10 protein-coding genes are annotated in these 12,708 nt (G+C 62.9%); 3 read left to right on the forward strand and 7 right to left on the reverse strand.

Annotation, left to right across the window (positions count from 1 at the left end; genetic code table 11):
- Window positions 1-147 precede the first annotated feature (147 nt).
- The 6 genes from P0D87_RS11270 to tssB all read right to left on the reverse strand — a co-directional run bounded on the left by P0D87_RS11270 (window position 148) and on the right by tssB (window position 6,651).
- Entirely contained in the window at window positions 148-633 is a 486-nt protein-coding gene (locus P0D87_RS11270) for an Hcp family type VI secretion system effector (protein ID WP_053857557.1), read from the reverse strand.
- Window positions 634-648: 15 nt separating this feature from the next.
- Window positions 649-2,412: an OmpA family protein gene (locus P0D87_RS11275; protein WP_053857558.1), complete on the reverse strand. Its 1,764-nt coding sequence runs from the start codon at window positions 2,410-2,412 to the stop codon at window positions 649-651.
- On the reverse strand, window positions 2,412-3,080 hold the full coding sequence (locus tag P0D87_RS11280) for a DotU/TssL family secretion system protein (RefSeq protein ID WP_053857559.1): 669 nt from the start codon (window positions 3,078-3,080) through the stop codon (window positions 2,412-2,414). The genes P0D87_RS11275 and P0D87_RS11280 overlap by 1 nt, the downstream gene beginning before the upstream one ends.
- Window positions 3,077-4,423: a type VI secretion system baseplate subunit TssK gene (tssK, locus tag P0D87_RS11285; RefSeq protein ID WP_082366942.1), complete on the reverse strand. Its 1,347-nt coding sequence runs from the start codon at window positions 4,421-4,423 to the stop codon at window positions 3,077-3,079. The genes P0D87_RS11280 and tssK overlap by 4 nt, the downstream gene beginning before the upstream one ends.
- A gap of 144 nt (window positions 4,424-4,567) precedes the next feature.
- Complete coding sequence (tssC, locus tag P0D87_RS11290) at window positions 4,568-6,115, reverse strand: type VI secretion system contractile sheath large subunit (RefSeq protein WP_053857561.1); 1,548 nt, start codon at window positions 6,113-6,115, stop codon at window positions 4,568-4,570.
- Between the two features lie 26 nt (window positions 6,116-6,141).
- Window positions 6,142-6,651: a type VI secretion system contractile sheath small subunit gene (gene tssB / locus P0D87_RS11295; protein ID WP_053857562.1), complete on the reverse strand. Its 510-nt coding sequence runs from the start codon at window positions 6,649-6,651 to the stop codon at window positions 6,142-6,144.
- 423 nt (window positions 6,652-7,074) lie between these two features.
- On the opposite strand from tssB, the gene tssA reads away from it, so the two are divergent.
- Together tssA and tssJ are read left to right on the forward strand one after the other, a co-directional pair.
- Window positions 7,075-8,658 (forward strand): type VI secretion system protein TssA, encoded by a 1,584-nt coding sequence (gene tssA, locus P0D87_RS11300; RefSeq protein WP_053857563.1) that lies wholly within the window; start codon window positions 7,075-7,077, stop codon window positions 8,656-8,658.
- 177 nt (window positions 8,659-8,835) lie between these two features.
- Complete coding sequence (gene tssJ / locus P0D87_RS11305) at window positions 8,836-9,456, forward strand: type VI secretion system lipoprotein TssJ (RefSeq protein WP_053857564.1); 621 nt, start codon at window positions 8,836-8,838, stop codon at window positions 9,454-9,456.
- Between the two features lie 56 nt (window positions 9,457-9,512).
- Here the strand turns inward: tssJ and P0D87_RS11310 are convergent, their stop codons facing one another.
- Window positions 9,513-10,724: an MFS transporter gene (locus P0D87_RS11310; RefSeq protein ID WP_408636821.1), complete on the reverse strand. Its 1,212-nt coding sequence runs from the start codon at window positions 10,722-10,724 to the stop codon at window positions 9,513-9,515.
- 393 nt (window positions 10,725-11,117) lie between these two features.
- Between P0D87_RS11310 and xdhA the strand changes: the two genes are divergently transcribed.
- A complete protein-coding gene (xdhA, locus tag P0D87_RS11315; protein ID WP_053857566.1) occupies window positions 11,118-12,683 on the forward strand; it encodes a xanthine dehydrogenase small subunit in 1,566 nt (521 codons plus the stop codon).
- Window positions 12,684-12,708 lie beyond the last annotated feature (25 nt).

Genomic DNA, 12,708 nt, shown 5'->3' on the forward strand with positions numbered 1-12,708 from the left:
CTAAAAGTGCGGCGAGTGGAGGCTGTGAGAGAACGGTGAGCGCCGGTTCCGCGTATGCGCTGGCAGGCAATGACCGACGAAGGGCCGGTCCGTACTTTCCGAAGATCGGACGGACCAGCTCCCGTCAGTGCCGAACCGAGCGCGCGATTACGAGCGTTCGTTCCAGGTGTCGGTGTGGATGATGTTGCCGTCCTTGTACGACCACGTGATCTTCTCGTAGCGCAACTGGATGTCTTCCAGATGGTTGTGTTTTTCGAACTCGGGGTTCTTGATGTCGTGCATCTTCGGATTCACGGCCACGACTTTCACGTTCTCCAGCTTGGTGTTGAAGTACTCCTTTTCCTTGCCGGCGTCGTCGATCTTGTACCACTTGATTTCGATCGACTTCAATGTCTGGCCGCTCGTCACTGCCTTGTAAAGGTACGGCGACGACGCGTCCGTTTCTTTGGTGAACGTGATCGGCAGATGCACGCGGGCACCCGTCAGCTTGCCGGTGTTCGAATCGGTCGGAATGCTTACGCCGTGCTGGAACGCCACGACTTCGACGCTGCCTTCGCGACCCTGCACGGTGACCGAGCCTTTGATGTCCGCGCCGCCGTCGTCCTTGATCCACATGTATGCCGGAATAGCCATTTTGTTTTTCTCCTTCTACTCGAATGAACAGGCCGTGTGGCCTTGGGGGATGGAACGGCCGTTGCCATTCCTGCTTTCTTCAAACGTGTCCCGGCAATCCGGGACCAGTGTGATCTCGACCCGGCGATTCGCCGAGCGTCCCGCTTCCGTACTGTTTGGAGCCTTGGGACGCGTGTCGCCGTAGCCCTGGATGGCGAACCGCGTCGGCGCGATGCCGGATGCGTCCGCCAGCCAGTCGCGCACCGATGCGGCGCGCGCTTCGGACAGCTTGAGATTGCTCGCCGGACTGCCGATCGAGTCGGTATGACCCGCGACCAGTACGCGCTTGTCCGGGTGTGCGTTGATCATTTCCAGTGCGCCGATCAGCACCCGGTTGGAACCGGGATTTAGCACCGCGCTGCCCGAACGGAACAGCGACATGCTGTCCAACTCGATGGTGGACGGCGTGACCGGCGCGGGCGGCGGCTGATAGCCTGCAATCAGCGCGTTGAGTGGCGCGACCAGCGGCGTTCCGCGATAGAAACCGAGGCCGAGCCGCGGCGGTACGCCGGCGCTCGCATAGCGCTCGAGTTCGTCGCGATCGTGCTTGACGGCTTTGAGCGCGTCGACGCGCGCCGCGTCCTGCGCGGGCGGAATGGCTTTGTAGCGAGCCATATCGCCCGCGACCCGCTCGACCAGCGCGCGATTCTGCCAGGCCGACGCGGCGGCAGCCGCGCAGAAGCCGGCGGCGAGCCAGATGAACGCGTGCGCGAGCGCACGCGGCAGCGCGCGTCTTGCAGGCTGAGGCCGTATTCCGCGAATCAACGGCTCGGGCAGCGGGCAATGGCGCGGCGCGCGGACGCCGCCGTTTGCAGCAGCGAGCGGGAGTTCGGTGATGCCGCTGACGAACTGGCCGTATAACGATTCCGCGGCTGGGCGTCCTTCGATCGCCGTCACGCCCAGCGCCGCGAGCTCCAGCGCGCCGCGTTGATTACTGACTAATGTGGGCACAACGAGCTGACCTGCCCAACGTGACAAAGCGTCGAGACGCGCGGCGCGGTATGCCCGCCACTTGCGCTCATCCGCGATTTCCGGACTGGCCATGTATGTGTATTGCGCAAGCCGCGCGGCAACGACGTCGGACAGACTGTCCGGCTGCATGCCCTCGACGCCCGACACACCGAACCAGGGACAGTCATCCGGGCTTTGTCCGGCCTCTCGCGCGTATAACGCGACGCACAAGGGCAACGGATAGCCGACGGCACGACTCGCTTCCCCGATTGCGGAACACCAGCGCCTCGACGCCGCCTGCAACGTCACGGCGCCCGTGGCCTGATCTGCGGCCAGCAGATACGCCACCGCGTCGGGCCCCTGGCCGTCACGCCAGCGCTTGAGTGCATCGGCGAGATACATCAGCTTTGCCGGGTCGTCGTTGCGCACCCAGATGGCGGCGTCGGTAATGCGGACGAAATCCGAGCCGAATGGCCCGGCCAATTCGCCGCCGTCGGCAACGGCGATCACGAGCGGCGTATTGCGTTTGACGTCGGCAGGCAGCGAGCTGAGCGCCGCGTCGACGGCGTGCAGCACATGGTGCGTCGCCTCGCCCCGCAGTCGCGCGCGCTTGGTGCCGAGCACGACCGCGACCAGCGCGGCAAAAACCACGAGCGCCGCGACAAACGCGTTCCATCCCGCCGGCCAGGGCGAACATAGCCCGAGCCAGGTCAGCGCCAGCAGCGCGACCCACACGAACAGCGTGCGGTACGGATAACCGCTCGGGTAACCAGTCAAACGCGGCTCCATCAATGTGCGATCCGGGCGACGGCCGCATTGAGCCATTGATCGAGCGCCACATAGGCGACATCCGCGACGACGCACGCGATGACAACCCAGGCGAGCGGCGAGAGCCGCCCCGCCCAGTGGTTCGACGCAAGCGGTTGGATTGCGACGGGGCCCGATGTATCGTGCGCGCGGCCGAGCCGTTCGCCGATTGCCTTGACGAGGGCGACGCGAGCGTCGCTCGCGGCGAGGGCGAATTTGCCCGTGAAGCCGAGGTCCAGCACGGCGCCGAAGATGGCCAGGAGCGGCAGCACAGGTTGCGGCTGCGCCAGACGGCGTTCGATACGCGCGATCAGTTCATGCCCCGCCTCGTTGCTGTGGAACTCGTCGACTTGCAGCGGCACGCGCTCCCATGCGTCGCGGTCGTCGCCCTTCAGGTTGCTGAGCGCCTTTTCGTCGAGAAGCGCGCACTGAGCGTAGACGGCATCTTCAATCACGTCCTGCGGATGGCCCGCGGACTGCAGTTCCTCGCGCAGGCTTCGCACCTGCTCCTTGCACTTGTCCTTGAAGGCATTGAACGACTGCGGCGCGGGATCGGTGTCGAGAAGCGCGACCGTCAACGCCGTGTTGCGCAATGCGACGGGCAGCAGCGAAGGCGGCGCGAGGTTGCGGCCGATCGGGATGGACGTCATGTCGGCAGCACCGCGTAGAGTTCGAGCGAAACGTCCGGCATCGAGGCCGGAATATAGAACTGGCACGCGCGTGCATCCACCATGCGTTTGAACGCCGGGTGCGCGCTATCGAGCGCGAAATACTGATTCTCGATGCGAACAGGAATGGCCGCGGGAAGCCGCGACATGGTGCGCAGCGGGATGCCCGACAGCGCGGAGTTGACGATCTGCTCGACCTCGTCGGGCGCGCCTGCCTTGCACAAGCGCGGCAACTGTTCGAGCAGCGCGTGAGCGGGCAAGCCGGACCGAACGGACAGGTAATAGTCCGCGCCTTCGACCAGCCGCTCGTCGTTGATCTTGCCGAGCCATGCCGTGCCGCGAATCCGTTCCAGAGCGATCGGCACGACGCGCGACGGGATCACCGTATCGAGCAGCGTACGAATCAGCGATTCGAGTTCCGCAAATACCGGCTCCGGCGCATCGTGCGCATACGGCGGAATGGCCTGCAGCGTTTCGGTCGTGGAAAACGTGAGCAGCGAGCCGGCCAGGCGTGCCAGTACACCGTAGAGCCGCTCGGGATGTTGATCGGGCGCCTGGCATAGGCGGGCGAGTTCGGGCCACGTGCTATTCACGCTGTGCAGCAGCCAGAAGAGCGACACGTCCGCGACCGCGTAATCAGCGATCTGGTCCGAACGCTCCCGCCGGCGCACCGCAAGGCTGGCGCTTTTGGCGCTCAGAATTTCCGACAGCCGGTTCATGCGGCTCGTCAATTGACCGCTCGCCGACAGCACGAGGCACGGCGGCACGAACGCAGCATCCATTTCGAAGCGGCCTTGCGCGTTGCGCACGAAGCGGCCGACCGGACACGTCACGTAGTCGCCCGGCTCCTCGAAGTCGAACAGCAGCGCGAGCGCATGCCGCTCGACGCTGATTTCTTCCTTGCCCTCACCGTTGAGATCCGCGACTTGCAGATATTCCCGCGTGAAGCGGCGCGGACGCGCCGGCTTCTCACCGGATTCGATGCAGTTGCCGCCCTGCGGATCAATCAGCGGCAGCGCAGCCAATACGACGACCGATTCGGCGTGCGCCGGCACTTCACTCAGGTCCCGCGCGGGCGGCAGGTGATCGGCGGATTCGGTATCGAAAAAAGTGCCGTCGGGCAAGCGCACGTCGAGCAACGACAGTTGCAAACGATTGATCGACAACGCTTGCGTGTCGAAAGCAACGCGGCTGACTCCCCAAGGATCGGGACTGCCGATGCGCGCAATGCGCTCGTCAGCATACCGGTCCCACAGCGCCTGTTGCTGGAAATGCTGGGGCGTCATGAAAATGCCGTGTGCCCACAGCGGTCTTGTTATCTTCATCGTTATTGATTAATGCCTGAAACGTCCCGAACAAATCCCCTGGACGCACGGTTTCGCATCGACTGCAAACCGCGAACTGCATACCCGCGCGGCGCCCCGTGGGCCGCGGCGCGGGAAGTACTCAATCCGGTCTGACAGCGATACCTAGTTCTTTGCCTTCGGCATTTGCGAGACGAGCGACAGGTTGATGTCCATCCCTTCGATCTGGAAGTGCGGCACGATGAAAAGCTTGACGCGGAAGAAGCCCGGGTTGTCCTCGATGTCTTCAACGATCACCTTCGCCTCACGCAGCGGGTGCGATGCCTGCAGGTCGTCGCCCGGGTCCGTCATTTCGGTGACGAGCGACTTGACCCACGTGTTCAGTTCGAGCTCGAGCAGACGGCGATCTTTTGTCGTACCGATGTTCTCGCGCTGAATCAGCTTCAGATAGTGCGCAATACGGGAGAGCAGGAAGATGTACGGCAGACGGGCGTTGACGCGGCTATTCGCCGTGGCTTCCTTCGTGTCGTACAGCGCCGGCTTCTGCGCCGAATGTGCCGAGAAGAAGCACGCGAAGTCGTGGTTCTTGTAGTACGACAGCGGAATGAAGCCGAGGTTGGAGAACTCGAACTCGCGCGTTTCCGGAATCAGCACTTCGCTCGGAATCTTGGCCTGGTTACCGGTGCCGAGGTCATACAGGTGGATCGGCAGGTCTTCGACGAGACCGCCTGCCTGGGGACCGCGAATCTGCACACACCAGCCGTTCTTGATGAAGCTCTTCACCATGTTGGCGGCAAACGCGAACGACGCATTTGCCCACAGATAACGCGTGTGATCCGGGCCTTTGACCGCTTCTTCATAGTTGAACGCACGCACCGGCGCGGTGTCCGGGCCATACGGCAAGCGGGCGAGGAAGCGCGGCAGCGTGAGACCGATATAACGGGCGTCGTCCGATTCGCGGAAGCTCTTCCACTTCAGGTATTCGGCACGGTCGAAATAGTTGCCGATGTCGCGGATGCTCGCGACTTCTTCCATTGAATCCTTGCCGAAAAACTTGGGCGACACCGAGCCGATGAACGGCATGTGGGCAGCCGCCGACACCTTCGAAATATTGCGCAGCAGTGCGATGTCCTGCGCGCTGCGGTCGAACTCATAGTTCGAGATGATCGAGCCGATCGGCTCGCCGCCCGGCGTATCGTATTCCTGAATGTAGGTGTGCAGGTACAGGCCGCTCTGAATGACTTCGGGCGTGTCCTCGAAGTCCTGGCGCAACTGTTCCTTCGATACGTCGAGCACTTCGATCCGCACGTTCTTGCGGAAATCTGTGCGATCGACCAGGAACTTCAGCCCGCGCCATGCCGATTCAATCTGCTGGAACGTTTCGTTGTGCATGATCGCGTCGAGCTGACGGCTGATCTGCCGATCGAGATGGGCAATATGAAAGTCGAGCAGGCTCTTGTCGAGACGATCCACCTGCTGCGACGAGTCCTTGATCATTTTCAGGAACACGCCCATTGCCTGGGCGACGCGCTCGTCGAGCGAGGATTCCGACAGCGAGTCCGCGTTCTGGAACGAGTCGAACGGGCGCGTCTGCTTGACAGGCGTCAGGTTGATTTTTTCGCAGAGGGATTCGTAGACGCTTTTACCCGGGGCGTCCAGCACAACTGTGTCTGCCGCCGCCGAATCGTGAACTGCCGTTTGGTTGTTTGCCATGGTTGAGATTCCTCGATGATCGGCGATTATTGTTGTGCTGCCGGTGCGGATTCACCGATTTGCTGCAGATCGGTACGCAGGCGATCGGACAAGGCCGGGTTCTTGAGGATCTTTTCAAGTTCACGACGGAACGTTGCGTTGTCGAGCAGGTTCGACTTGAGATCGCGCAGCAGATTGCGCGCGGCCATCAGCGCGCGAAGTTCGGGCACCTTGCTCGCCACGACGTCCGGCCTGAAGTCGTCCATTGACTTGAATTCGAGCGCGACCGGCAATTCCGAGCCGTCACCTGCAAGCGTGTTCTCGACAGCGATCTTTGCTTTCGGGCTGTAATCCGCGAGCACCGAATTGAAGTTGTTCTTGTTGATGTCGACCTTGGTTCGTTCCGCGAGCGCTCGCGTGTCCTGACCGTTGCTGTAGTCGCCCATGACTAGCAGCTTGAGCGGGAGTTCCACCTTCTTCTGCGCGCCTCCAGTGTGCAAGTCCAGCTTGATATTGATTCTTGCTTTTGGTACTTCGTTCTGGAAGCTGTTTGCCATTTTTTATGTCCTTAAGGATCTTGAGTGTTGAGACATCAATCAGTACAACCAACGTCAATGGCGAATATTTAACACATGGATTTCGTCTTGAAATTTGCATTTTGAAAAAATTCGTCAAGACTGAAAAAATAGCTTGAACGCTATTCACGGCGCATGCGGAAACGGTTACCGTTACTCCCCAAAAACATGTGGCAGTACTAGTAAGCAGCACGAAAGGAGCGCGTGCGCGGCGATATCAAAAAGGGGAGCGTGAGCGATGGCCGATCTGCAGGAAAACTTCGACAAGTACGTAACAAACCCGAGATTGGTGAGCGGGCGTGACGTGCACGCTATTTACGCTCGACGGGCAAAGCCTGCACTACTGCAACCCGCAGGAAACGTGGCAGTCGCTGCGTTGGCCGTCGAACGATCCGCAGGGCCCTCATGCTGACCAATCTTCTAAGCGCGCTGTTCGGCGCACGCACGCCGTCCGACCTTGCCCGTTCGACCCAGGGACGGTGGGACGACTGGCTGCGCCCGATCAGCGAGGGTGCACCTGTCGGCGCCGACCCCGGTTACGACGACGACTTCCTCGCGATCAAGGAAGAGGTCGCGCGGCTGTCGGACATCGACGACACGCTGATCGTCGACACCACCGAGCGCCTGCTTAAGCAGAACGCGAAAGACGCGCGCCTCGCCGTGTACTACGTCTATGGACGCATGCGCCGCGACGGCGCCGAAGGCGTTGCGTCGGGCTTCGAGCTGCTGTCGGCGCTCATCGACCGTTTTGGCGAGGCGTTGCTGCCCGCTCGCGCCGGGACGCGCAAGGCCGCGCTCGAATGGCTCGCGGGCAGCACCTTCGCGGACCGGCTCGACCGCGTGCAAGGTCTGTCGGACACGCTGCTCGAACGCACGCTATCCGCGCTCGCGCTGATCACCGAGCGCACGGCGCAATGGCCGGAAGACGCGCGCCCTCAGCTCGACCCGCTATTTCGCCGCTTCGAAAGCCGCGTGGAAACGCCGCTGCCTGCGCACAGCGCGAGCAGCGACACGCCGTCCAGCTCGATTCCGTCCGCGCTGCCGGCAATGGCCACCGAAGTTTCTTCGACCCGCGAACTGCTGGACCGCGCGCGTCAGATGGCGCAGTTTCTGCGCGAGCAGCCGCATGGGTATCTGGCGGCCTACCGTCTGATGCGCTGCGTGCGCTGGGACACGCTCACCGAAGTGCCGCCGCACGAAGCGGGCGGCAAGACGAGGCTCGTCGCGCCGCGCGCCGAACTGCGCTCGCACCTGAAACGCCTGCTGTTGCAAAAGCAATGGCCCGAACTGCTGGATCGCGTGGAGGCGGCGTTTGCCGAAGGCGCAAATCATTTCTGGCTCGACCTGCAGTACTACGCATTCAGCGCCCAGGACCAGGCGGGCGGTGAATATGCGCAGGTCCGCGATCTGGCGGCAACCGACTGCGCGCTGATGCTCGAGCGCTTACCGGGCCTCGACCAGCTTGCTTTCTCCGACGGCTCGCCGTTCGCCGACGACGCGACGCTCGAATGGATCGCGCGCTATGCGACCGTGCGCGACGTCGAGCGCGGCGAGGCGGTAGCGCCGGTGAGCGCTTCGTCGGCGGATAGCGACTGGGCGGAAACCGAGGCGCAGGCGTCCGATCTTGCCGCCCAGCAGGGGCTGGACGCGGCCTTCGCATGGCTGCAACGCCTGCCCGCGCAGCACGGCGGACTTGGCGAGCGCGAGCGCTTCGTGCGGCAACTGGTGATGGCGCGCGTGGCCGAACGCGCCGACCGCGCGGACACCGCGCTCCATCTGCTGTCCACAGTCGAGCGCACTGCGCAACGGTTCGAGCTGGCCGCGTGGGAGCCGTCTCTTGCGTTCGAAGCCAAGCATCACCTGCTGCGTCTATTGAAGATTCGAACGAATCGTAAGGATGCCGACAAAGTTGCGCTCGGCGCGCGGATCGACGCGTTAACGGGCGAGCTGACCGCGCTCGACCCGGCGCGAGCCGTGACGCTGGCATAGCGCTTGTGCAGTCTCGGCTACACGACGCAACTGCGGCGCTTGCACGCGTCCAGCTCGGCGAGTGTACCGGCAGCAGCGAACAGCACGCCACTCACGGCAACAGCCACGGGCGCGATTCATCGCGACCCGCGCACTAACAGGCGTTCAAACGGACGTGGGACGTAAAAGGAACAAAGGATGATGCGGCAGCTTCGAACCAGTGGAATCGTTGTCCTGGCCATGCTTGCCGTCACCGGCTGCGGGGTCGGGCAGGCGGTGACGGACAGCACAGTGGACGCAGCGAAATGGGCGTTCACGACGCAAGTGAAAACGATGAACGTGGACCTCGTGAGCCGGTCATCGTTGAATGCAAACGGCGACGGGCAATCGTTGTCGACGGTGGTGCGGATCTATCAACTGAAGACGCCGCAGACGTTCCAGCAGCTCGACTACCAGCAATTGCAAACGAACGATCTGGATGCGCTAAAAGCCGACCTGCTGGCGACGAAAGACGTCGTGCTACGGCCCGACGCCAGTGCGAGCATTAGCGAGCCGATGAACGGCGACGCGCAATTCGTAGGAGTGGTCGCCTTCTTCCGCAACGCCGGCAAGGACGCGACGTGGAAGCTGGTGATCCCGAAGAAGCAGTGGAAGAAAACGGACCCCGTGAAAATCGAGGCGCGCGACAACACGTTGAATCTGATGGGTGCCAGCGATGACACGATCCGGCGCAACGCACCGCAGCAGAGCGTGCCGAATCCGCCGAAACCGAAACCGAAGCCGCCTGTGGTGACCGAGTACGGACCACAGGCGGGATAGGTGCAACACCACAGGACGAATCTTCTGCGTCGGAACCCCACCGACGCAGCCGCACCTCAAAGCGCCGCAGGCATCTTCCTAACCCTCGCATCGCGAAGATAAAGGAAGGACGAAAGCCCAACAGCCGCCGCCGCCGCAATAGCCGCAAACAGAAACACCGACCCGTATCCAAACTCGCCGGCAATGTATCCGGCCAACGGACCGGTAATGCCGAGCGACAAGTCGAGAAACACCGAATAAGCCGACAAAGCCGCGCCCCGGCTTGCGGGCGGCACGAGCCCGACGGCTTCGACGCCAAGCGCCGGAAAAACCAGCGCGAATCCGAACCCCGTCAGCGCCGCGCCCGCCAGCGCCACATGCGGCTCGGGTGCGAGCCACAGCATCAGCAAGCCGGCACACTCGAACGAAAACGAAGCAATCGCGACGCGGAATCCGCCATAGGTTTTAATCGTGTTGGCAAACAGCAGCCGCGCGCCGATGAAGAGCGTGCCGAACACCGTTAGCGACAACGCCGCGTTCGGCCACTGCTTCGCCGCATAGAACAACGTGATAAACGTCGCGATCGATCCAAAACCGGCCGAGCCGAGCGCGAGGCCGATGCCGTGCGGCAGCACGCGCGTGAATACGCTTCGGTACGACATGCGCTCGCCATGCACGAGGGGCACCGGCGCGATCGAGCGCGCAAGATAGAAGCCGAGCGCCGCCAGCAGCATCACCAGAATGCCGAGCGCCGCGAAGCCGACCGTCCGCTCGATCGCCACGCCGAGCGGCGCGCCGACGGCGAGCGCGCCATACGTGGCAATGCCGTTCCATGAGATGACCCGCGCATTGTTGCTCGTGCCCACGCGGCCGATCCCCCAGAGAATGGCGCCGGTGCCGCACAGGCTCTCGCCGAATCCGAGCACGAGCCGGCTGCAGACGAGCAGCGCGAGACTCGCCACCGGCCAGCGTCCGCACAACACGGCCAGCAGCAACAGAACGCCGCTCGCGCCGCATCCGAGCAAGCCGATCGACACGGTGCGCTTCGGCCCGAGCGTGTCGGCGGAACGGCCGGCGAGCGGCCGCGACGCCAGCGTCGCGAGGTATTGCACGCTGATCGCCGCGCCCGCGAGCACGGCGCTGTAGCCAAGGTCGTCGTGCACGTAGCCCGGCAGCACGGCGAGCGGAATGCCGATCGTGAGGTAGCAAAGAAACGTGAAAAAGACGACCGGAATGATCTGCAGGGTCGTCGCCAGTTCGCTGCGAGGTGTCGCTGAATCGGTGGACATGGGGAAAACGAGACTTGAAAACGGCGGGAAGGCGTGATTTTCCCATGGAACCGATTCCCTTGCAGCGTTTGCTTAATAATCATCGGACGAAAGCGGGCGTGAAACGCTAGGAAAATGCCGCTTACGTCGCGAGAAACGCTCCGTTCGCCGAGCAATACGACTGCGGGGAAACACAAATACTGTCCCAAACGCAACGTCAGTACAGAAAACACCTCAATCCGGCCACCCAACATAAGCCAACCGCCCGCCAAACTCATCTCAATATCGCTTTGCGAATATGTCCCGCATGCGATTGCCGCTATGGGTTCTATTTATTGACGGTGATAGTTTTCGAACCATCCCCGCGGCGCTGGCAGCCGCACACGAGATTCGAGAACATCGAGAGCACGAGACATGACTGAGCCGATTCGCTTCTATCACCGCAACGCGATCCGCGAGATCACGGACGCGCCCGTCACCCGCACGGTCCTCCAGTATCTGCGCGAAGACGCGCATTGCACAGGCACCAAGGAAGGCTGCGCCGAAGGCGATTGCGGCGCCTGCACGGTCGTGATCGGCGAGCGCAACGAAGCGGGCGGCGTCGACTTCAAGACGGTCAACGCCTGCATCCAGTTCATGCCGACGCTCGACGGCAAGGCGCTCTTCACCGTCGAAGACCTGCGCCAGCATGACGGCTCGCTGCATCCGGTGCAGGAGGCGATGGTCGAATGCCACGGCTCGCAGTGCGGTTTCTGCACGCCGGGCTTTGTCATGTCGATGTGGTCGCTGTATGAAAAGCACGGTCACGAACATAGCTGCGCGAACCGGACTGTGCCGTCGCGCGAAACGATCAGCAATGCGCTGACGGGCAATCTGTGCCGCTGCACCGGCTATCGTCCGATCGTCGATGCAGCCGTGCGCATGTTCGAAGCGCCCGCGCCCAAGGCGCCGGTCAACGTCGACGCCTTGGCGCGCTCGCTCGCCACACTGCAACGCGACGACACCTTCCATTACGAACACGCCGGTCAGCGCTTTCACGCGCCGCGCACCGTCGAAGCGCTCGCGCAGATCAAAGAGGCCGAGCCGGCCGCGCGCATTCTCGCGGGCAGCACGGACATCGGCTTGTGGGTCACCAAGCAGATGCGCGAGCTCGGCAATGTGGTCTACGTGGGGCAGATCGCCGAATTGCAGAAGCTCGAAACGCGCGGCGAGTGGATCGAAATAGGCGCGGGCGTCACCGTCGAAAAAGCCTATGCGGAGATCGCCAGGCAGTACCCCGAACTGACGGAGATGTGGCAACGCTTCGCGTCGCTGCCGGTCCGCAACGCAGGCACGCTCGGCGGCAATATCGCCAACGGCTCGCCGATCGGCGACTCCATGCCCGGCCTCATCGCGTTGGGCGCGCGCGTGATTGTGCGCGGCGGTGCGATCGAACGCGAAATGCCGCTCGAAGATTTGTACCTCGCTTATCAGAAGAAGGATATGGCCGAGCATGAGTTCGTCGTGAGCGTGAAGGTGCCGACTCGCACCGGCGTGCGCGAGAAGCTGCAATTTCGCACGTACAAGCTGTCGAAGCGCTTCGACTCGGACATTTCGGCCGTGTGCGCGGCGTTCTCGTTCATCGCGGATGGCAAGCTGATTCGCGAGCCGCGCATCGCATTCGGCGGCATGGCGGCGACGCCGAAGCGCGCGACGCATGCCGAAGCCGTACTGCGCGATGCCGAATGGCACGAAGCCACCGCACAGGCCGCGATGCTCGCGCTCGGCAACGACTACGCGCCGCTCTCCGACATGCGCGCGACCAGCAACTATCGTCTGGAAGCCGCGAAAAACACCTTGTATCGCTTCTGGCTCGAAACGCGTCCGCATAATCCGCTGCCGAAAAGCGCGCTCGATGTGCGCGCGGTCGAAGCAGCCTGCGCGCCTACCGGCGTCGACGTTGACATCGGCGGTCAGCTCAACGCCGCCGCAAGCGCCTGACGCGCGCGATCCACGAGCAACACGG

It is taken from the genome of Paraburkholderia sp. RL17-368-BIF-A, from assembly GCF_046054045.1.
GTDB classification, from domain to species: domain Bacteria; phylum Pseudomonadota; class Gammaproteobacteria; order Burkholderiales; family Burkholderiaceae; genus Paraburkholderia; species Paraburkholderia graminis.

What these genes read in the sequence shown, in the direction of transcription:
- P0D87_RS11270 (WP_053857557.1), bottom strand. Translation starts at nt 633, where the DNA reads ATGGCTATTCCGGCATACATGTGGATCAAGGACGACGGCGGCGCGGAC.
- P0D87_RS11275 (WP_053857558.1), bottom strand. Translation starts at nt 2,412, where the DNA reads ATGGAGCCGCGTTTGACTGGTTACCCGAGCGGTTATCCGTACCGCACG.
- P0D87_RS11280 (WP_053857559.1), bottom strand. Translation starts at nt 3,080, where the DNA reads ATGACGTCCATCCCGATCGGCCGCAACCTCGCGCCGCCTTCGCTGCTG.
- tssK (WP_082366942.1), bottom strand. Translation starts at nt 4,423, where the DNA reads ATGAAGATAACAAGACCGCTGTGGGCACACGGCATTTTCATGACGCCC.
- tssC (WP_053857561.1), bottom strand. Translation starts at nt 6,115, where the DNA reads ATGGCAAACAACCAAACGGCAGTTCACGATTCGGCGGCGGCAGACACA.
- tssB (WP_053857562.1), bottom strand. Translation starts at nt 6,651, where the DNA reads ATGGCAAACAGCTTCCAGAACGAAGTACCAAAAGCAAGAATCAATATC.
- tssA (WP_053857563.1), top strand. Translation starts at nt 7,075, where the DNA reads ATGCTGACCAATCTTCTAAGCGCGCTGTTCGGCGCACGCACGCCGTCC.
- tssJ (WP_053857564.1), top strand. Translation starts at nt 8,836, where the DNA reads ATGATGCGGCAGCTTCGAACCAGTGGAATCGTTGTCCTGGCCATGCTT.
- P0D87_RS11310 (WP_408636821.1), bottom strand. Translation starts at nt 10,724, where the DNA reads ATGTCCACCGATTCAGCGACACCTCGCAGCGAACTGGCGACGACCCTG.
- xdhA (WP_053857566.1), top strand. Translation starts at nt 11,118, where the DNA reads ATGACTGAGCCGATTCGCTTCTATCACCGCAACGCGATCCGCGAGATC.